The organism is Maribacter sp. Asnod1-A12 (assembly GCF_045063735.1).
Taxonomy (GTDB): domain Bacteria; phylum Bacteroidota; class Bacteroidia; order Flavobacteriales; family Flavobacteriaceae; genus Maribacter.
Genome location: NZ_JBEFNZ010000006.1, coordinates 1,371,839 through 1,392,855 on the forward strand (window position 1 = coordinate 1,371,839; position 21,017 = coordinate 1,392,855).

Annotated in this window: 13 protein-coding genes; 9 read left to right on the forward strand and 4 right to left on the reverse strand. The window is 34.9% G+C overall.

From position 1 onward, the window contains the following. Nucleotide 1: 1 nt before the first annotated feature. A complete protein-coding gene (locus ACJJVP_RS05700) occupies nt 2-2,248 on the reverse strand; it encodes a gliding motility-associated C-terminal domain-containing protein (RefSeq protein WP_405411580.1) in 2,247 nt (748 codons plus the stop codon). Nucleotides 2,249-2,474: 226 nt separating this feature from the next. On the opposite strand from ACJJVP_RS05700, the gene ACJJVP_RS05705 reads away from it, so the two are divergent. Then, a complete protein-coding gene (locus ACJJVP_RS05705; protein WP_405411582.1) occupies nt 2,475-4,151 on the forward strand; it encodes a glutamine--tRNA ligase/YqeY domain fusion protein in 1,677 nt (558 codons plus the stop codon). 279 nt (nt 4,152-4,430) lie between these two features. Here the strand turns inward: ACJJVP_RS05705 and ACJJVP_RS05710 are convergent, their stop codons facing one another. Beyond that, nucleotides 4,431-5,360: an SPFH domain-containing protein gene (locus ACJJVP_RS05710; RefSeq protein ID WP_405411583.1), complete on the reverse strand. Its 930-nt coding sequence runs from the start codon at nt 5,358-5,360 to the stop codon at nt 4,431-4,433. Nucleotides 5,361-5,574: 214 nt separating this feature from the next. On the opposite strand from ACJJVP_RS05710, the gene ACJJVP_RS05715 reads away from it, so the two are divergent. Continuing rightward, on the forward strand, nt 5,575-5,937 hold the full coding sequence (locus tag ACJJVP_RS05715; RefSeq protein ID WP_405411586.1) for a bleomycin resistance protein: 363 nt from the start codon (nt 5,575-5,577) through the stop codon (nt 5,935-5,937). Between the two features lie 65 nt (nt 5,938-6,002). On the opposite strand, the gene katG is transcribed toward ACJJVP_RS05715, so the two are convergent. Beyond that, a complete protein-coding gene (gene katG / locus ACJJVP_RS05720) occupies nt 6,003-8,246 on the reverse strand; it encodes a catalase/peroxidase HPI (protein ID WP_405411588.1) in 2,244 nt (747 codons plus the stop codon). 258 nt (nt 8,247-8,504) lie between these two features. Between katG and ACJJVP_RS05725 the strand changes: the two genes are divergently transcribed. The 4 genes from ACJJVP_RS05725 to ACJJVP_RS05740 all read left to right on the forward strand — a co-directional run bounded on the left by ACJJVP_RS05725 (nt 8,505) and on the right by ACJJVP_RS05740 (nt 13,500). Then, nucleotides 8,505-11,279 (forward strand): M14 family zinc carboxypeptidase, encoded by a 2,775-nt coding sequence (locus ACJJVP_RS05725; protein WP_405411589.1) that lies wholly within the window; start codon nt 8,505-8,507, stop codon nt 11,277-11,279. A 119-nt stretch (nt 11,280-11,398) separates the two neighbouring features. Next, nucleotides 11,399-11,965 carry a PepSY domain-containing protein gene (locus tag ACJJVP_RS05730; protein WP_036150867.1) on the forward strand — a complete coding sequence of 189 codons (567 nt, stop codon included), beginning with the start codon at nt 11,399-11,401 and terminating at the stop codon, nt 11,963-11,965. 55 nt (nt 11,966-12,020) lie between these two features. Continuing rightward, nucleotides 12,021-12,992 (forward strand): 23S rRNA (adenine(1618)-N(6))-methyltransferase RlmF, encoded by a 972-nt coding sequence (gene rlmF / locus ACJJVP_RS05735; protein ID WP_405411592.1) that lies wholly within the window; start codon nt 12,021-12,023, stop codon nt 12,990-12,992. A 112-nt stretch (nt 12,993-13,104) separates the two neighbouring features. Then, the gene (locus tag ACJJVP_RS05740; RefSeq protein WP_405411595.1) at nt 13,105-13,500 is read left to right on the forward strand and encodes an ACT domain-containing protein; all 396 of its coding nucleotides are present in this window, start codon (nt 13,105-13,107) and stop codon (nt 13,498-13,500) included. Between the two features lie 30 nt (nt 13,501-13,530). On the opposite strand, the gene gltX is transcribed toward ACJJVP_RS05740, so the two are convergent. Further along, entirely contained in the window at nt 13,531-15,039 is a 1,509-nt protein-coding gene (gltX, locus tag ACJJVP_RS05745; RefSeq protein ID WP_405411597.1) for a glutamate--tRNA ligase, read from the reverse strand. A gap of 191 nt (nt 15,040-15,230) precedes the next feature. Here gltX and ACJJVP_RS05750 point away from each other — a divergent pair, with 191 nt between their 5' ends. From ACJJVP_RS05750 to mnmG, 3 genes are read left to right on the forward strand one after another with little or no spacing between them, the layout of a single operon-like run. Beyond that, nucleotides 15,231-18,725, forward strand: a complete 3,495-nt coding sequence (locus ACJJVP_RS05750; RefSeq protein ID WP_405411599.1) for a hypothetical protein — start codon at nt 15,231-15,233, stop codon at nt 18,723-18,725. Beyond that, entirely contained in the window at nt 18,718-19,137 is a 420-nt protein-coding gene (gene ybeY, locus ACJJVP_RS05755; RefSeq protein WP_405411602.1) for an rRNA maturation RNase YbeY, read from the forward strand. The genes ACJJVP_RS05750 and ybeY overlap by 8 nt, the downstream gene beginning before the upstream one ends. A 4-nt stretch (nt 19,138-19,141) precedes the next feature. After that, nucleotides 19,142-21,010, forward strand: a complete 1,869-nt coding sequence (gene mnmG, locus ACJJVP_RS05760; RefSeq protein ID WP_405411603.1) for a tRNA uridine-5-carboxymethylaminomethyl(34) synthesis enzyme MnmG — start codon at nt 19,142-19,144, stop codon at nt 21,008-21,010. Nucleotides 21,011-21,017: the final 7 nt, after the last annotated feature.

A 21,017-nucleotide genomic window follows, 5' to 3' on the forward strand; every position in this document is an offset into this window, starting at 1 on the left:
CTTAACGTATTACTGTGATCGTACCTTGTTTTAGTACTTCACTGGCATTTCTAATTTTATAGTAGAATACCATGTTTTGTTTAGTGAACGCAGTAGTTGACTGCGGCCAATTATTTTTATAATCAAATTCGTTTACTAGTTCCTGACCCTGTTCATTGTAAATAATTACATTAACATCTGCTTGATTGGAATATGAGTTTGGAATGATCCATTGATCATTAATACCATCTCCATTCACGGTAATTACATTGGGCACTTTAAAGGTGTCTAGATAAGTAACCTCTACTTGTCTAACAATCTCACAATTGTCTATAGAAGCTATTAAAGTATAAGTACCGGCTTCAGTAAGGGTAATACTGTCGGAGTTGCTTAATTCTATACTATTCTCGTCTAACCATCTGTAAGCAGTTCCTCCACTTGCCGTAACTACTCTAGAAGTACCTTCTGGCATTACTATTTCTGTACCGGGATCAAGGGTAATTAAGTTTTCATCTAACGGTGTTACCACAATCTCATTAGAGATAAGAGAACAACCATCTATATCTATTGCTAAAGTATATGTACCTGCAGTAGAAACCGTTAATACAGCATCTGTAGTATTAATGGATGCACCGTCTAATTGCCACTGGTATGTAGCAGAACTTAAGTCGGTTGTTGTGCTTAACGTAATAGTTTCGCCACCACTACAGAAAACAGTTCCTGAACTTGTAATACTAACTGTTTCATTAGTTAATAACTGAACAGGTAAAACATTGCTATCTACATCAAAACTGCCAATGGTTGCATTTAAATCATAATCACCATTTTCAGAATTTGAAGCCAGACTAATACTGTTGCTAGTTGCGCCACTTATGGCAGCACTATCTTTACTCCATTCATAGGTAAATCCGTCAAGTAACGCACTGGTAACATCTGTTTTTGTTCCATCTGCTGCAACTGCGTTTATAAGCTCAACACTTAATGTAGTACTAGTGGTTTCACAAGATGTATACGCATCAGTATAATTTATGGTCATTTCAAAAGAAGCAGGAGACACAACAGTAGTCACATCAGAGTTTTTAGAAGACACAGAACATGCACCGCCTGTTTGTATAACTTCTGCATAGTACTCACCATCTTCAGTAATTGTTATAGAGCTACCAGTCTCACCAGAAATCTCAACAGTATTTCTAAACCACTTATAACTTGGTGTAACTGCTGTTGTACTAACTGATAAAACTTCATTTTGTGTAGGTAATAAAACCATGTTGATTTCATTCTCTACAGTTACGGTATATAGTTCAGCATTGGTTATGGTTACTACGGCCGATCTTTCATTACAGATTCCTGTACCTGAAATCTCTACTGCATAGTCTCCTTCAAAACCTGCATTAGCAGCATTAACACTATAAGAAGTTGAAGTAGCACCAACAATCTCAACATCATCTTTAAACCATTGGTAGCTCCAAGAAGCATCTGTTTGGTCAATAGTCAAAGTTTCAGTATCTGTACTACATAAAGAAGTTTTAGTTGGAGCCGTAACTGCAATACCGGTTCCAGATCCACCTATGGTAACGTCAACAATATTAGAATCTGTATTACCAGATCCAGTACATCTTGGTCCATAATCAATATAAACGTTATACATACCAGATTGCGATACATTCAAAGTGTGCCCAGTTTCAGAGGTTAATTCAGTTCCACTTCGAAACCATATATATTGATATGTTTCTGGATTGGCTATGTTATCTACCTGTAATGTTATAGCACCAGTACTACAAACGGTACCAGGTGGAACACCATCACCTAATTCACTAATATTCAAATTCGAAGTAACATCCATATAATACATATTATAGGCTTCTGATTCAGAACCTACTTTTACAGGATCTGTACTTCTAACTCGCATCTTATAGCCCTCACCACGAGTATCTGTTGGTATAGCAAAACTCGTATCAAAATCTTTTACATCATTTTGATCCGTAATAGTTTGCAAAGTTTGAGCATTTGAAAAGCTACCACTGGCATCAGACAATTCAAGTATAAACTCATTGCCTGCGTTAGCGGTACCGATCCAGGTAATATTTACAAAATATTCATTGAATCCACCACTACCTGCACAAACGGCAGACCATGGCGTACTTCCAGATAAATTCGGATTATCTGCAGGTTCGGGTGCATTAATTACTATTGCTTGCGCCGTTAATTGAAAAGCGCAAAATAGCATGGATAGTGCTGTAAATACGGTAAATTTGTTCAAGGTTTTCATAGGTATTTGTAGTTATGGGGGCCACTACGGTTGAAAAGTCGGTTAATAAATAATTTCACTATTCCATCATTTCATAGACAAATATGTTATTTAATACGACGAAGTGAAATTTATTGTTGTCGGAAGGAAGATTTCTGTTGTGAAACTCATTTTATACAAGGTGTACTTATTTTAAACCTACCAATTAAGGCAATTTTGCTACTTTTGTACCTTGAAAAATAATGACATGAGCGAGACAACGAAGTCTTTGAATTTTATTGAACAAATTGTTGAAGAGGACTTGGTAAATGGTTATACCAAAGACGAATTACGTTTTCGTTTTCCTCCAGAGCCTAATGGTTACCTTCATATTGGGCATGCAAGCTCTATTTGCTTAAACTTTGGTTTAGGTCTAAGATATAATGCACCTGTAAATCTGAGGTTTGACGACACCAACCCAGCAAAAGAGGAACAAGAATTTGTAGATGCCATCAAAAAGGATGTAGAATGGTTAGGTTTTAGGTGGGATACCGAACGGTATGCGTCAGATTATTTCCAACAATTATATGATTGGTCCGTTGAATTGGTTAAAAAGGGCAAAGCTTATGTCGATAATCAATCATCTGAAGATATGGCCGTTCAAAAAGGCACGCCAACAGAACCAGGAACCGATAGTCCAAATAGAAATAGATCTATTGAAGAGAATTTAGAGCTCTTTGAAAAGATGAAAAACGGAGACTTTGAAGAGGGTACTCATGTATTAAGAGCCAAAATAGATATGGCTTCTTCTAATATGTTAATGAGAGACCCTATTATGTACCGTATACTGCATAAAGCACATCACAGAACAAATACCGATTGGTGTATTTATCCGATGTATGATTGGACACATGGAGAAAGCGATTATATAGAGCAAGTATCCCATTCATTCTGTACTTTAGAATTTGCAATGCACCGTGAGCTATACAACTGGTTTTTAGATCAAGTATATGACCAAACTAAAGTAAGACCTAAACAACGTGAATTTGCTCGTAGAAATTTAAGCCACACCGTAGTTAGTAAAAGAAAATTGGCAAAATTAGTAGAAAATGGTGTTGTTGATTCTTGGGACGACCCTAGAATGCCAACTATTTCTGGTTTAAGAAGAAGGGGTTATACTCCAGAATCTATCCGCAATTTTACAGATACTATAGGTATAGCAAAAAGGGATAACTTAATAGATGTTTCTTTATTAGAATTTCAAGTACGAGATCACTTAAATAAAGTTGCTCCTAGGGTTATGGGTGTTTTAGATCCTTTAAAAGTGGTCATCACAAATTACCCAGAAGGTGAAGAAGAGTGGTTAGATGCCGAAAACAACCCAGAAGATGAAAGTGCAGGTTCTAGAAAAGTTCCTTTTTCAAGAGAATTCTACATAGAAAAGGAAGATTTTAGAGAAGAAGCTAACAAGAAGTTCTTTAGATTAAAACTTGGAAAAGAAGTTCGTTTAAAGAACGCATATATTATAAAAGCTGAGTCTTGTACAAAAGATACTGATGGGAATATTATAGAGGTACAATGTACCTATGACCCAAAAAGCAAAAGTGGTAGTGGTACGGAAGAGAGTTTACGTAAAGTAAAAGGAACTTTACATTGGGTATCTATAAAACATGCTGTTGAAGCAGAAGTTCGTTTATACGATCGTTTATTTACAGATGCTAGTCCAGATACCCATAAGGACAAAGATTTTATGGAATTTGTAAATCCTAATTCCTTAGAGGTAATAACCGGGTTTGTAGAACCTCATCTTAAGGATGCCAAAATTGGAGACCGAGTTCAATTTCAACGCATCGGATATTTTTGTGTTGATCCAGACACCACAGCTGATAAATTGGTTTTTAACAGAACGGTTGGTTTACGCGACTCTTGGGCTAAAATTCAATAAAAAAAGCAGTATAGGTATATCTTATAGTTAAAACGGGTTTTAATTAAGGTTCGCTATTAAAAACCATCTTTAGGCATGTTGTCTACAAGGTGGTTTTTCTTTTTTAGACTAATTGGTATTAATATAAACAAAAGTGTTCGCTATTGGCTTTAAAATAGACGATTGAGCAGGTTATTTGTCTTAAGAAGTATATTGCTAAATACTGAATTAAAAAAGCATAAAAAAACCCGAGAAGAAAAATTCTCGGGTTGTATCTTAAAATGATAAAAGTAAAATTACTTATTCCTTTAGTTTAGGCTTATTGGTTTTCTTCATGCTTTCACCGATCATATTACTAGCGGTAAAACTTGCCACCATGTTGTTTAACATGTCACTACCCGCTTGCGGAGAATTTGGTAATAAAATCAAATTCGTATTTGTTTCTTCACCTATACTTTGTAAAGTATCATAATGTTGTGTTACGACAATTAAGGCAGAAGCTTCTTGTGAATTAATACCTACTTTATTTAGTACCTCAACCGACTCTTCCAAACCACGAGCAATTTCTCTTCTTTGATCTGCTATACCTTGACCTTGCAATCTTTTACTTTCTGCTTCGGCTTTTGCCTTTTCTACAATTAAGATACGAGCAGCATCACCTTCAAACTGTGCAGCGGTCTTTTGACGTTCAGAAGCGTTAATACGGTTCATGGCTTCTTTCACCTGTGCATCTGGATCAATATCGGTAACCAAAGTCTTTATAATATCAAAACCATAATCCAGCATGGCTTCTTGTAATTCAGATTTTACAGCTATAGCAATATCATCTTTCTTCACGAACACATCATCCAATTTCATTTTAGGTACTTCTGCCCTAACTACATCAAATACATAAGAAGTAATTTGCTCATGCGGATATTCCAGTTTATAGTAGGCATCATATACCTTTTCTCTAATTACAACATATTGTACAGATACTTTCAACTTTACAAATACGTCATCTAAAGTTTTTGTTTCTATGATAACATCTAATTGCTGAATCTTTAATCCTATTCTTGCTGCGATTCTTTGTACAAAAGGAATCTTAAATTGAATACCAGATTGTCTAACGCTGGTAAACTTTCCAAAAGTTTCAATTAAAACAGCTGTTTGTTGTTTTACAATAAATACACCCGACAGAATAGTGAAAATCACTAATAACGCAACCGGAATCCAAATAAATGAGCCCATACTTTTTTCTTTTAAAGTTAATATTGGAAGATACTAAAAGCCTTCATACAATTAGTAGCATTTCTTACACATTTGTTACAAAACAGCGCCAATTAAAAAAGATATATCAATGTATTAAGCTTTAACAATTGTACTTCTTACCATACTAAGATAGTACAACATCCACAATTGTAATTTGGTTTTAGTAATTTGACATCACCGTAATATATAACATATGCTTACAGCCATAATCCCCAAGCTACCAATGCGAAACAGGGACAATACTATATCCTATTATATTGATTCGCTCGAATTTAAAAAAGTAGGTACAATGGATTATCCTGACTATTTAATAATAGAAAAGGATGGAATTGAAATACATTTCTTTTTGTTTAGAGCCCTTGAGCCTGAAGAAAATTACGGTCAAGTATATATTCGTACTAATGAAATTGATTCCCTATACCAATCGTTATTAAATACAAGGGTGCCCATACATCCAAATGGCGCCTTAGAAATAAAACCCTGGGGGCAAAAGGAATTTTCTCTTTTAGACCCAGATCATAATCTATTAACTTTCGGAGAATCAATCAAGAAATAGATTTGTAAGCAAAAGAAAAAGGCAGCTCTTTCGAGCTGCCTTTTTTTATATATTAAATGTATCCATTAGATATCAAAACGATCTAAATTCATCACTTTAGTCCATGTTCTACTAAAGTCGCGTACAAATTTTTGTTTCGCATCTTCTGTACCATAAACTTCTGCTAAAGCACGTAATTCTGAATTAGAGCCGAATATTAAATCTGCTCTAGTACCAGTCCATTTAACTGTACCTGTTTTACGATCACTTCCTTCAAACACAGTATCATCATCAGAAGCTGCCTTCCAAGTCGTACCCATATCTAATAAATTGATAAAGAAATCATTTGTAAGTAACCCCGGTTTATCAGTAAACACTCCGTTATTAGAACCGTCATAGTTAGCTCCTAGCACACGAAGACCACCAACTAATACGGTCATTTCTGGCGCAGTTAAGGTTAATAAATTCGCTTTATCAATTAATAACTCTTCTGGTTGAATAGAAACATTCTTATTGGTATAATTTCTAAATCCGTCCGCAAGTGGTTCAAGTGCATCAAAAGCCTCAATATCCGTTTTCTCTTGAGTCGCATCCGTACGACCAGCGTTAAATGTCACTTTAGTATCAAAACCAGCAAGTTTAGCGGCATTTTCAACAGCGGCTGTACCAGCTAGAACAACTAAGTCGGCAAAAGTAACTATCTTATTACCAGACTGACTGTCATTAAATTCTTTCTGAATCTTCTCTAACATGGTAGTAACCTTAGCCAATTGTGTAGGGTTATTCACTTTCCAACCTTTTTGAGGCGCTAAACGAACACGACCACCATTGGCACCACCACGTTTATCTGAACCTCTATAAGTTGAAGCAGAAGCCCAAGCAGTAGAAACTAATTCTGCTGTAGAAAGACCTGAAGATAAAATTGTTTTCTTCAACGTTTCTATATCAGCATCATCAATCAAATCAAAATCAACCGCTGGCACTGGATCTTGCCAAAGTAATTCTTCTTTTGGTACTTCAGGACCTAAATAACGATCAACAGGACCCATGTCACGGTGCGTTAATTTATACCAAGCTCTTGCATAAGCATCTTTAAACTCATCTGGATTTTCTAAGAAGTTTCTAGAAATTTCTTCATAAGCTGGATCTATACGTAAAGACATATCTGTAACCAACATAAAAGGCTGATGTGTCTTTCCTGGAATATGGGCATCTGGCATTTCACCAGCACCTGCATCGCCAACTGGCTTATATTGCCAAGCACCAGCAGGACTCTTTGTTAATTCCCATTCGAATCCGAATAGATTTTCAAAGAAGTAATGACTCCATTTTGTAGGTGTTTGAGACCAAGCACCTTCTATACCACTAGTAATAGTATCTGCACCAGAACCAGTACCATAGCTATTCTTCCATCCTAAACCTTGTTCCGTAATATCTGCAGCAGCAGGTTCCGAACTCACATAATCATCAGGGTTGGCGGCACCATGTGTTTTACCAAATGTATGACCACCTGCAATTAAAGCAACCGTTTCATAATCATCCATAGCCATTCTTTTGAATGTCTGTCTTATATAATGAGCAGCTTCTAAAGGATCAGGATTAGCATTATGCCCTTCTGGATTCACATAAATTAATCCCATATGTGCAGCACCTAATGGATTTTCTAATTTATCTCCTTTTTCGTCATATCGCTCTTTGTTTCCTAACCACTCTGTTTCAGAACCCCAGTAAATATCTTCTTCTGGTTGCCATATATCTTCACGTCCGCCTGCAAAACCAAACATTGGTAAGCCCATACTTTCGTGAGCAACATTACCTGTAAGAATCAGTAAATCTGCCCAAGAAATCTTCTTACCATATTTTTGTTTAATAGGCCATAATAATAATCTTGCCTTATCTAAATTGGCATTATCAGGCCAACTGTTTAATGGAGCAAAGCGTTGGTTACCCGCACTAGCACCACCTCTACCATCAGAAATACGGTATGTACCAGCACTGTGCCAAGCCATACGTATAAAGAATGGTCCGTAATGACCGTAATCCGCAGGCCACCAATCTTGACTAGTAGTCATTAAATCAGTCAAATCTTTCTTAATTGCCGCTAAATCCAAAGATTTAAACTCTTCAGTATAATTAAAGTCGTCGTCCATTGGATCCGCCATTTTGGAATGCAATCTTAATATATTAAGATTCAACATATTTGGCCACCAATCTCTATTCGTTGTTCCACCGCCAGCTGCTTGATGCATTTCGCCATTTAAAAATGGACAATTCGCTGCAGCAGGATCATTAACATCCCAAGCTTCACCTTTATCGTTAGTACTACTCATGATTATATAAATTTTAAGTTGTTTCTAATTCTTAAACACAAAACTATAAACATTTTGTCTATTGTTTTAATGTTTCTAATAGATAATATCTATGGTGCAATATTATATGCTTTGGTATTCATGTCATATAATTATCAAACTGATTTCGTTTAACCTTTAAAATAATGAATATCATAAAGATAACAACTTATACCAGCTTTATAACTGCACCTATCTCATATTTAATAATTTAGTAAGACAAACTAACGACTCAAACTAATGAACGTACTTTCCTTTAGGGAATCTCCTATTAAAAATTTATTGTCTCTATTTAACAAATTCAAATACCTAACGTCATTGTCTCTGGTTTTAGTGTGTTTTTTCTTACAAAATACAAATGCACAGAACATACCAAACCCAACAAATGTTATAGGTTTTGAGATTGGGTCGGACTTTCACCTAGCTACTTACGAACAATCGATTACTTATTTTGAAAAATTAGCTTCGGCAAGTGATATGGTAGAGATGAAATCTGCCGGAAAAACCTCTGAAGGAAGAGTATGGCAATATGTAATGATATCAACTCCTGAAAATATAGAAAAAATAGAGCATTACAAATCTATTTCACAACAATTAGCTCATCCAGAAAATCTATCTAGAGAAATGGCAAAAGCACTAGCAAAAGAAGGAAAGGCCATTGTAGATATTAGTGGTGGTTTGCATGCTTCTGAAGTAGCAGGAGCACAACACATAATTACCTTGGCATATGACCTGGTTAACAATGCCAAATCAGAAAAGTATAGCGCAATTTTTGAAGATGTTATCTTAATTCTTTGGCCATCATTAAATCCTGACGGGCAAGATATTATTGCAAACTGGTATTTAGGTAATGTTGGAACACCTTATGAAGTAGCGTCTACACCATGGTTATACCAAAAATATGTTGGTCATGATAACAATCGAGATGCATATATGTTAAATCAACTTGAATCTCGCGTAGTTGGTAGTATCTGGCGAGAGTGGGAACCAAGTATTATTCATGTACATCATCAATCTTCTCCTTTTCCCACTAGAATATGGTTACCTCCTTTTGCAGAACCAGTTGCTCCCCAAACTCCACCATTAATGGCACGAGAAGTAAATATGATTGGCATGGCTATGGCTCAAAAGTTAGAAACTGAAGGTTTGCCAGGTGCAGTACATATGGGTAAGGGTTTTGATGCTTGGTACCCAGGTTATATTGACTACATGCCAATGATGCAGAACATACCATCATTTTGGACGGAGACTTCTCTGTACAAATTTGCTACACCTCATTTTTATACCATTAAGGATTTTCCCAGAGAAAGAGCGGATTTACGAGTAGAATCCTTGTATTCTAGCCCATGGAAAGGTGGATGGTGGCGTTTAGGCAATGCTGTAAAATATATGGAAACAGCCTCAGTCGCGGTTTTGGATTATGCATCAAAATATAAAGAAACCTTACTTTTTAATAAGTATCAAGCAGGTATAAATACTATCAACAAGTATAAGCAAGAACCACCATATGCTTATTTTATAAAACAAAAACAACGCGACCCTGTACGACCAGTGGAATTTCTAAAAAGATTAGCATTTAATGGTATTAGAATATCACAACTAGACACCGACATTTCTTTTGAAGGAAATGAATACCCTAAAGGCACATGGGTTATACCCATGGCACAAGAATTTGGAGAATTAGCTAGGCAACTTATAGATATTCAAGAATATCCAGATTTAAGAGAATCACCAGATGGACCGTTGGAACAGCCATATGATGCAGCAGGGTGGACATTGCCATACCAAATGGAAGTAGAAGTTATTGCAGCGATGACTCCTTTATCACAATTGGTATATTCTAGCTTAAAGCCTGTTGAGGGAACTGCTTTAGTCGAAAATTACAATAACGATATTGATTTAAGTAAGGTAGACTTTATTGGTGGGGCAGGTTTTGATACCAATGAAATTGCAGCAGGTATTATTCCCTTACCAGGAACTTTAAAAGGTAGTGGAGGCACCATGGTTCTCTATCCCAAAGAAAATAATTCATTCAGGGTTATTGGCGATGCTATGAGCAAAAATCTTCCGGTTAGTTACAACTCAAAACAACAAACTTATGCCATAAGCAACACATCAAGATCACAAATGCAAAAATGGGTGAAGGAATATGCTTTAAATGCGAAAGTAACTTCAAGTAAATCAAAAACAAAGGTAACATCTAGAATAGCGGTTTATGATCCATGGAAAGCAAGTATGGATATGGGCTGGACAAGATGGTTATTGGATAACTTTAAAATACCATATACCGTCATTAGAAATGCAGACGTTAACAATGGAAATTTAAATGAAAAATTCGATGTTATTTTACTAGCATCTGAAAAACCGGGTACTATAGAAAATGGTTTTCAAAAAGGCATGGCTCCACCACAATATGTTGGCGGCTTAAAAGGATTGGGTGTTAGAAATATCGAATCTTTTATTAGTTCTGGTGGTACATTGGTTTGTTTAAATAAAAGTACTGATTTCGCTATAAAAGAATTTCATTTACCGGTAGAAAACAACGTAGAAAAACTAAAGAAAAACGAGTTTTTTACAGGCGGCTCTATTTTAGAAGTGACAAATAATACATTACACCCAGTTATGGCTGGTATGCCAGAAAAATCAGGTGTTTTTGTTTTTGGAAGCCCCGTGTTTAAAACTCTAGAGGGTTTTAAGGGCGAAATTCTATCTAAATATCAAGAAAAAGGATCCCCATTATTATCGGGCTATTTAGTTGGTGAAAAATACATGAACAAAAAAGCGGCAGCGCTTGATGTTCATTATAAAAACGGGCATGTTGTTCTTTTTGGTTTTCAACCCCAATGGCGAGGGCAATCCATGGGTACTTATAGAGCCTTGTTCAATGCCCTGTTATATACAAATGACGTCGCAAAAAGTCATGAAAATATAGAAGAATGGTCTTCTACAGATGAGGAAAAAGAAGTAGAAGAATTTGAAACAAGTCCTGAAAAAGAAAATCAAGATTTAAATTAACCAAACCAGCGATTATTAATGTTATAGCGCCTTTAACTGTTAAACCTTTTATTTTAACAATTCCTTCTAATAACGGTTTTGTAAATCTGTCTATATTGCCCGTTAACCGACCCAAAATAATGCCTAAAATCACCAAAAGACAGAGACAAGCAAAATGGCTACGTATTTTTAGAAAAGTACATAGAGCCACTGGTGCAGCTTTGTTCATTTTCTTCTTTATTATCTCTATCACCGGACTTCTTTTAGGATGGAAAAAACACAGTGGGGGAATAATTCTATCTAAATCGTATGAAGGCACTTCTACAGAATTAAAACATTGGTTACCTATTGATAGTTTACACACGCTCGCTAATACCTATCTTTTAGAAAACGTCTCTAAAGATTTATCCACTAAAATTGATAGAATTGACATCAGAAAAGAAAAGGGAATGGTGAAATTCATTTATGAAAATCATCTCTGGGGACTGCAATTAGATGGGGCAACAGGCAAATTACTTCATATAGAACGTAGATATTCTGACCTCTTAGAACAAATACATGATGGTTCAATTTTAGATAATTATGTGGGCACAAGTGATAATCAAATAAAAGTATTTTACACTACAATAATGGGGCTTGCACTTCTTCTTTTTACGATAACAGGTTTTTGGTTGTGGTATGGGCCAAAACGTATGCGAAAAAAATAAAACAACAGCTTAAAAATTAAGGTTAGCTTTGGGGTCTTAATAAGGCTCAATAATTATGGCAGACCACAAGAAAAAAGAGGGTTTAGAAAAACCAACTTTACACCCAAGAAACAAACATACCGGTCATTACGATCTGAAGGCGCTTAAATTGGTAAACACTGATTTAAAGCCATTTGTAACTAAAAATAAGTACGGAAACTTTACAATAGACTTCTTTAACCCGGTTGCTGTAAAAGCCCTAAATAAAGCAATTTTAATTTCACAATACGGATTAGACTTCTGGGATATACCAGATGGTTTCTTGTGCCCTCCAATACCAGGAAGAGCAGATTATATTCACCACATTGCTGATATCTTAGCAGCCAGTAACGATGGAAATTTGGTTAAAGGCGATAAAATTAAATGCCTGGATATTGGAGTAGGAGCAAATTGTGTATACCCAATAATTGGAAATAATGCCTACGGTTGGTCTTTCCTAGGATCTGATATAGACCCAAAGGCGATAGAAGCAGCACAAAAAATTGTGACGTCAAACCCTTCTCTTCATGGTAAAGTCGAATTTCGAATTCAACCGAAACCTGAACATATATTTTCTGGAAATTTAAAAACAGATGAAAAAATAGATTTAACTATCTGTAACCCACCATTTCATGCTACACAAGCGGAAGCGGAAGCCGGAACACTTAGAAAATTAAGTAATCTAAAGAAAAAAAGGGTCAAGAAACCCGAGCTGAATTTTAGCGGTCAAGGTGGAGAACTTTGGACAGATGGCGGAGAAAAACGATTTGTACTGAATATGATTAATGAAAGTGCGCAATATTCTAAAAATTGTGCCTGGTTTTCAACTTTGGTTTCAAAGCAATCTAATCTACGTGCGTTTTATGATAGATTAGAAAAAGTAGGAGTTGTGGAGCACAAAACTACACCAATGGGGCAGGGAAATAAACTAAGTAGACTAATTGCTTGGACATTTTTATCGGCCGCAGAAATGAAAACTTGGGCAGAAAATAGATGGGTAAGCGAATAAAATTTTGCCGCGGACCTTTTTTAATCGTCAAATGAGGTTTTTTAAGCGGTTCTCTTTGGTAAATTGACCCGAAGGGTCGAAATTTTTTTGAAAATTCAGCAAAAACGCTAAAATGGCAGGAGAAACCGATTTAAATATACTTTTAAGGACTTTAAAACCTAGTTTGAACAAAGGGAATTATGTTTTTATATCTGTAAAAGACATTCAGCATATTTCTAGGGACAATATTTTATTCGAGTTCAAAGAAAAAGAAGGTATAACTATCATCTTAGAACAAGCCAAAGCCGATGAATTAAATTTTAAATACGAATTTGTTGCATCTTGGATTACACTTACCGTTCATTCTGCATTAGATGCTGTTGGTTTAACAGCTGCAGTTTCTACAGCACTAACAAAACATAATATCAGTTGCAATGTTGTTGCGGCATATTATCACGACCATATTTTTGTATCAACCAAAGACACAAAAAAAGCAATGGAAGTTTTAAGTGAATTTTCAGGAAAATAAAGACTGCTTCATTTTCCTGAAAATTTTATTTTATCCCAATTTATTTAAAGCTGTTTCTATTCTAGAGATACTTTCCTCTTTACCAATCATGGCCATGATATCGAAAATATGTGGTCCTTTCATATCACCAACTAAGAATAGCCGTAAAGGTGGCATCACTTTTCCAAAAGACAATTCTTTCTCGCCAATCCATGCTTTTACTATGGTTTCGCTGTTTTCAGAAGAAAAATCTTCTATGGATTTTAATACAGAAATAAGATCGTTCATGATTAAAGCGGTATCTTCTTTCCATTGTTTTTTTGCAGCTTTCGCATTATACTCATTAGGCGCTACGAAGAAATAATCGCTCAAGTCCCAAAAATCTGAAACAAAATTTGCGCGCTCTTTTATTAGCGTAACCACTTTGGTAACATACGCTAAATCTAGTTTGTCACTATCAGAAATATGCTCCTTTACTGTTGGTAAGAATAACTTAGCCAACTCATTATCAGCAGTTTCTTGAAGATAATGCTGGTTGTACCATTTGGTTTTTTCTGGATCAAATCGAGCTCCAGATTTATTTACACGGTCTAGACTGAAGGTTTTTACCAATTCATCTAAAGAAAATAATTCTTGTTCCGTACCAGGGTTCCATCCTAATAATGCCAAGAAATTTATAACCGCCTCAGGAAAATAACCTGATTCTTTATACCCAATAGATTCATTCCAAGAAAGGGGAAAAACCGGAAAGCCCATTTTTTCGCCATCACGTTTACTCAACTTTCCTTTTCCTACAGGTTTCATAATCAAAGGTAAATGTGCAAATTCTGGAGCATCCCATCCAAAGGCGTCATACAGTTGTTTGTGTAATGCCATAGAAGGCAACCATTCTTCACCACGAATTACATGGCTTATTTCCATTAAATGATCATCAACAATATTCGCTAAATGGTATGTAGGCATACCGTCACTTTTAAACAATACCTTATCGTCTAAAACATTAGTGTCTATTTTTATGGACCCACGTATTAAATCTTGTAGAAGTAACGTTTCATCTGGCGGAGTCAAAAACCGAATTACATAATCATCACCATTATCTAACTTGGCTTTTACCTCCTCTGGCATTAATGAAAGTGAATTATCGAGCTTTAATCTATTGTGCCAATTATAAATAAACGTTTTGCCTTGTTTTTCATGTTCTTTTCTATGAACATCTAAGCTTTCAGAAGTATCAAAAGCATAATATGCCTTACCTTTTTCAACTAACTCATCGGCATATTTTTTGTACAATAATTTTCGCTCGCTCTGTCTATACGGACCAAAACCACCGTCTTTACCAATTCCTTCATCAAAAGGAATACCGCCCCAATTCAAAGAGTCAATAATATATTGCTCAGCACCTTCAACATATCTATTCTGGTCGGTATCTTCTATTCTTAGAATAAAATCACCGCCATGTTTTTTGGCAAATAAATAATTAAATAGGGCAGTACGAACACCACCAATATGCAATGGTCCAGTAGGACTAGGGGCAAAACGAACACGAACTTTTTTAGACATAGTATTTTTATAAGGCTACAAAGATACACATCCCTAACTTTTTACTTAATAATGCCAAATAGGAATTTCACAAAAAACAGCTACTTAGTTTCATGTAGTTGTGTAGTTATCAACAGGTCAGTGTTTTGATTTAACAAATATTTCCCAACAAACATAGGTGATAACCGTTATCTTGGTATAAAAAAGAACAATTGCAAGACTATCAGCACATATTACAGCGTTTAAATCAGTTTATTCAAAAACATTATTCTCAAGTTCTACTGAAAGGTATATTATTGTTTTTTGCCTTAGGATTATTGTTTTTCTTATTGATTTTAGGAGTAGAATATTTTCTATGGATGAACACCACCGGAAGAATGATACTTTTCGGAATTTTTATAGCGGTTGAGCTATTTCTACTTTTTAAATACATATTAACCCCAATTTTTTACTTATTTAAATTGAAACAGGGTATTGGTCCAAAAGATGCTGCTCAAATGATAGGAAAGCATTTTCCTGAAGTGGGAGATAAGCTTACCAACTTATTAGATCTAACAAATGACCCACAACAATCTGAATTATTACTAGCCAGTATAAATCAAAGATCAAAACAATTAGATCCAATTCCATTTTCAAACGCAATAGATTTTAGAGATTCTTTAAAATATTTGAAATATGCTATAATTCCTATAGCCATAATAGCACTTTTATTCATTTCTGGAAACTGGAATACTTTCTTTGGCAGTTACGAACGTGTTGTCAACTATGAAATGGCTTATGAAAAACCAGCACCGTTCCATTTTGAAGTATTATCAAATAATTTAAAAACCTTACAAGATGAAACTTTTACAATACAGGTTGCTACTAGAGGGGAAGTAAAACCAGAGAACGTATACATTGAAATAGATGGCAAACAGATGCTTCTACAAAAAAACAATGGTTTGTATGAATATGTTTTCACCCCACCAATATCCACAACGAACTTCAAATTCAAAGCAAATGAAGTAAATTCTAGAGATTATACCTTAACAGCTTTAGCGACACCTTCTATTTTAGATTTTACCATGAATCTTACCTATCCATCGTACCTGAACAAACCAAATGAAACTATTAAAAGTACGGGAAACGCTGTAATACCTGAAGGCACCAAAATACAGTGGAAGATAAATGGAGAAAATACCGATAAGATTAATCTTTCTACAAAAGATACGGTAATACCATTAAATAAAGAAAAAAACACCTTTCAATTAGAAAAACGAATTTATTCTAATCTAAATTATGAACTAACAACTACCAACAAAAACGTACAAGATTACGAACGTCTAACCTATAATTTTAAAGTAATAAAAGATGCATACCCTTCAATGAAGGTTAATCAGGTTCTAGATAGTTTAAATCCTAATGTTTCTTACTACACTGGTAATGCAAGTGATGATTATGGTTTACGAAAAATAGATGTAGTGTATTTTGAAGTAGGAAAAGAAGAAAAGAAGAATACGGTTAACCTATTAAAAACTACTTCTAATTACGAACAATTCTATTACACTTTCCCATCTGGTTTAGAGCTAGAAGCTGGCAAAAATTATGGCTTTTATTTTGAGGTTACGGATAACGATGCCATACATAATGGCAAGACGATAAAAAGCCAAATATACCAGCAGGTATTACTAGATGAAAACCAATTAAAAAACAAAGATTTAGAGTCCCAACAATCTCTCATAAAAGACCTTGATAAATCATTAGAGAAATCTAAAGAACAGAAGGAATCTTTAGAAGAGATTAATCAAAATCAGAAAGAAAAAAACAGTCTAAATTTTAATGATAAAAATCAGATAAAAGACTATCTAAAAAAACAAGAACAGCAAGAACAGCTGATGCAAAAATTCAGCAAAGAATTAAAAGAAAATCTGAGTAAAGAAAATAAAGATGACAAATTAAACCAATTGTTACAAGAGCGCTTAGAACGCCAAGAAGAACAAGCTAAGAAAAACCAGCAACTCCTTGAAGAACTTAATAAAGTAGCTGATAAAATAAAGAAAGAAGACCTTACCAAAAAACTTGAAGAACTAGGTAAAAAACAACAAAACAGTCAACGTAGCCTTGAACAGTTATTAGAATTAACCAAACGGTATTATGTAACTGAAAAGGCATCTCAGATTGCACGCGATTTAGAAGAATTAGCTAAAAAACAAGAAGAGCTTTCTCAACAAAATGAAGAAAATAATACCGCTGAAAAACAGAAAGAATTAAATAAAAAATTCGATGAGATTTCAGCTGAAATGGATGACCTTAAAAAAGATAATGAAAAGCTCAAAAAACCGATTGATATAAATATTGAAAAAAGTAAAAAAGAAGGCATAAAAGAAGACCAAAAAAATGCATTGGAACAACTAGAAAAAGATGCACCGAACTACAAGAATAAACCAAACAGTACTGATGCGAATAAGAAGCAAAAATCTGCTGCAGAAAAGATGAAAGAAATGAGTGAACAACTTAGCGAATCATCTTCAAGCGGAGGCGGTGGTTCATCTGTAACTGAAGATGCGGAAATGCTGAGACAAATTCTTGATAACCTAATCATATTTTCATTCAAACAAGAAATCCTATATGATCGATTATCAGCTAGAGAAGACCAAGATGCAACCCAGTATTCTGAAACCGTGCGTGATCAAAATGAATTGAAGGGTTTATTTGAACATGTAGATGATAGTCTTTTTGCATTATCACTTCGACAGGCTGAACTTTCAGAATTTGTAAATGAACAAATTACCGAAGTGTATTACAACATTGATAAATCTTTAGAAACTATGGCAGATGGTCAAATGTTTCAAGGTATTTCTCATCAAAAATATGTTTTAACAGCAGCAAATAGTCTTGCAGATTTTCTTGCCGAAGTAATGGATAATATGAATTCGAGTATGCAAATGGGAAAAGGTTCTGGAGAAAGTGAAGGTGGTTTTCAATTGCCGGATATCATCAAAGGTCAACAAGAATTAGGTGAAAAAATGAGACAAAAAGGTCAGTCTGGGAATGCAGGAAAAGAAGGTAAAAGTGGAGAAAGAAAACAGGGTGAAAATGGAGAAAGTGGTGAAGGTGGAAAACAAGGCGAACGTGGTAAACAAGGGGCTAACGGAAAAGAAGGAGAGAATGGAAATAACGGTGAAAATGGGAAAAATGGAGAAGGAAAAAACGGAAAAAACAGTGAAAATGGACAGGGTGGAGAAAACGGTCAAGGAAATAATGGATCTAACGGTACAAACGGGCAAGGGCAAGGGTCAATGAGTGAAAGTGAGCTAAAAGAAATTTATGAAATCTATCAAAATCAGCAAAAATTAAGACAGGAATTAGAAAAACAACTTGAAAACATGATTAATTCCGGTGACCAAAAACTAGGTCAAAAATTAATTAAACAGATGGAAGATTTTGAGAACGATCTTTTAGAAAATGGAATTACACAACGTACCATCAACAAAGCCAATACTATACAGTATGAATTGTTGAAATTGGAAAACGCAGCACTTAAGCAAGGAGAAAAATCTGAGCGAGAAAGTAATAGAAATACCAAAGACTTCACAAATCCTATTACTACTAAACCCTCATTATTAGATAATTATCGTAATGAAGTTGAAATTTTAAATAGGCAAAGCTTACCTTTGCGGCAAAATTTTCAATCTAAGGTTAAAGAGTACTTCAAAGCAAATGATTAATTACAATTACCTAACTGATTTTAAACTTGTAGCAGAAAACAACTTCGATTCGTGGATTACAGCATCTTGTAATACCGAAGGGTTTTCTATAATTGAACTCAACTACATTTTCTGTAGTGATGACTACTTGCTTAAAATAAATCAAGATTATTTACAACACGATTATCTAACAGACATTATCACTTTTGATTATGTGTCAGGAAAAAATCTATCGGGCGACCTTTATATTTCAATTGACCGCGTAAAAGAAAACGCAGAAGAATTTAATGTTTCATTTGATAATGAATTAAAACGCGTAATGATTCATGGGGTTTTACATCTTATGGGTTATTCGGATAAATCGGATACAGCTACTGCCGAAATGCGCGCTAAAGAAGATGAAAAAATAAAGCTGTTCCACGTGGAACAATAAAGATATGTTTGGAGAAGAATATGATGTAATTGTAGTTGGCGGAGGACACGCCGGTGCAGAAGCGGCAGCAGCAGCTGCAAACTTGGGTTCAAAAACCTTATTAGTAACCATGAATTTGCAGAATATAGGACAAATGTCTTGTAACCCTGCAATGGGTGGAATTGCAAAAGGACAAATTGTTAGAGAGATAGATGCTCTTGGTGGATATAGTGGAATTGTATCTGACAAATCTGCTATTCAATTTAAAATGTTGAATAAATCAAAAGGTCCTGCAATGTGGAGCCCAAGAACGCAAAACGACAGAATGCGTTTTGCAGAGGAGTGGCGTTTAATGTTAGAACGTACACCTAATGTAGATTTTTATCAAGAAATGGTCTCAGGATTGTTAGTAGAAAATCATAAAATAATTGGAGTAAAAACTTCTTTAGGGATTAATATAAAGTCCAAAGCAGTAGTATTGACCAACGGAACCTTCTTAAATGGATTGATACATATTGGTGAAAAACAATTTGGTGGAGGTAGAGCAGGAGAAAAAGCAGCAACCGGAATTACAGAACAATTAGTAGAATTAGGTTTTGAAAGTGGGAGAATGAAAACCGGAACTCCTCCAAGAGTTGATGGAAGATCTTTAGATTATTCTAAAATGATCGTACAACCTGGTGATGCAATTCCTGAAAAGTTTTCTTATACAAATACAAAACCATTAGCACATCAACGTGATTGTTACATGACACATACTAGTGCTCTAGTACATGATTTGTTACGCGAAGGTTTTGATAGATCACCAATGTTCAATGGTAGAATAAAAAGTTTAGGTCCTAGATACTGTCCATCTATTGAAGATAAAATAAACCGGTTTGCAGACAAAGACAGTCACCAAATGTTTATTGAACCAGAAGGATGGGAAACTGTAGAAGTATATGTAAACGGATTTTCAACTTCATTACCAGAAGATGTTCAGTTCAAAGCATTACGTTCCGTTGTAGGATTTGAAAAAGTAAAATTCTTTAGACCAGGTTATGCGATAGAGTACGACTACTTTCCGCCAACACAACTAAAGCATACACTAGAGACTAAGCTAGTTGAAAATTTATATTTCGCTGGACAAATAAATGGAACTACCGGCTATGAAGAAGCAGCATCTCAAGGTTTAATGGCTGGTATAAATGCACACCTAAAAATAAAAGAAGAAAATCCGTTAATTCTAAAAAGAGACGAAGCATACATCGGTGTTTTAATAGATGACCTAATTACAAAAGGTACAGAAGAACCATACCGTATGTTTACTTCTCGTGCAGAATATAGAACCTTACTTAGACAAGATAATGCTGATTTGAGATTAACACCATTGAGTCATGCTATAGGTTTTGCAACCGATTCTAGAATGAAAAGAATGGAGCAAAAATTAGAACAGTCTGAAGCTCTTGTTAACTTCTTTAGAGAAACAAGTGTATTACCAAAAGACATCAATCCAATATTTGAAAGTGTTGAGTCTTCTTTAGTAAAACAATCAGACAAAATGTATAAAGCATTTTCAAGACCTAATGTTACCATAGATCATATGTTACAATTAGAATCAGTTTCAAACTTTGTAAAAGAAAACAATTTTGATAGTGAAATTCTTGAACAAGCAGAAGTACAAATTAAATACTCTGGGTACATAGCCAAAGAAAAATTAAACGCTGATAAACTTCATAGATTAGAAGCAGTAAAGATTCCAGAAAATTTTGATTACTCTAAACTGAAATCACTTTCTTTTGAAGCAAGAGAAAAAATGACAAAAATTCAACCCGTTACTATTTCTCAAGCATCAAGAATTAGTGGAGTTACACCAAGTGACATCAGTGTACTTTTAGTTTATCTTGGAAGGTAGGGCAAAT

Bases quoted from the DNA above. Each gene is read 5' to 3' on its own strand.
- ACJJVP_RS05730 (WP_036150867.1), top strand. From the start codon at position 11,399: ATGCCTAAAATCACCAAAAGACAGAGACAAGCAAAATGGCTACGTATT.
- mnmG (WP_405411603.1), top strand. From the start codon at position 19,142: ATGTTTGGAGAAGAATATGATGTAATTGTAGTTGGCGGAGGACACGCC.
- ACJJVP_RS05705 (WP_405411582.1), top strand. From the start codon at position 2,475: ATGAGCGAGACAACGAAGTCTTTGAATTTTATTGAACAAATTGTTGAA.
- ACJJVP_RS05715 (WP_405411586.1), top strand. From the start codon at position 5,575: ATGCTTACAGCCATAATCCCCAAGCTACCAATGCGAAACAGGGACAAT.
- gltX (WP_405411597.1), bottom strand. From the start codon at position 15,039: ATGTCTAAAAAAGTTCGTGTTCGTTTTGCCCCTAGTCCTACTGGACCA.
- rlmF (WP_405411592.1), top strand. From the start codon at position 12,021: ATGGCAGACCACAAGAAAAAAGAGGGTTTAGAAAAACCAACTTTACAC.
- ybeY (WP_405411602.1), top strand. From the start codon at position 18,718: ATGATTAATTACAATTACCTAACTGATTTTAAACTTGTAGCAGAAAAC.
- katG (WP_405411588.1), bottom strand. From the start codon at position 8,246: ATGAGTAGTACTAACGATAAAGGTGAAGCTTGGGATGTTAATGATCCT.
- ACJJVP_RS05710 (WP_405411583.1), bottom strand. From the start codon at position 5,360: ATGGGCTCATTTATTTGGATTCCGGTTGCGTTATTAGTGATTTTCACT.
- ACJJVP_RS05700 (WP_405411580.1), bottom strand. From the start codon at position 2,248: ATGAAAACCTTGAACAAATTTACCGTATTTACAGCACTATCCATGCTA.
- ACJJVP_RS05725 (WP_405411589.1), top strand. From the start codon at position 8,505: ATGAACGTACTTTCCTTTAGGGAATCTCCTATTAAAAATTTATTGTCT.
- ACJJVP_RS05740 (WP_405411595.1), top strand. From the start codon at position 13,105: ATGGCAGGAGAAACCGATTTAAATATACTTTTAAGGACTTTAAAACCT.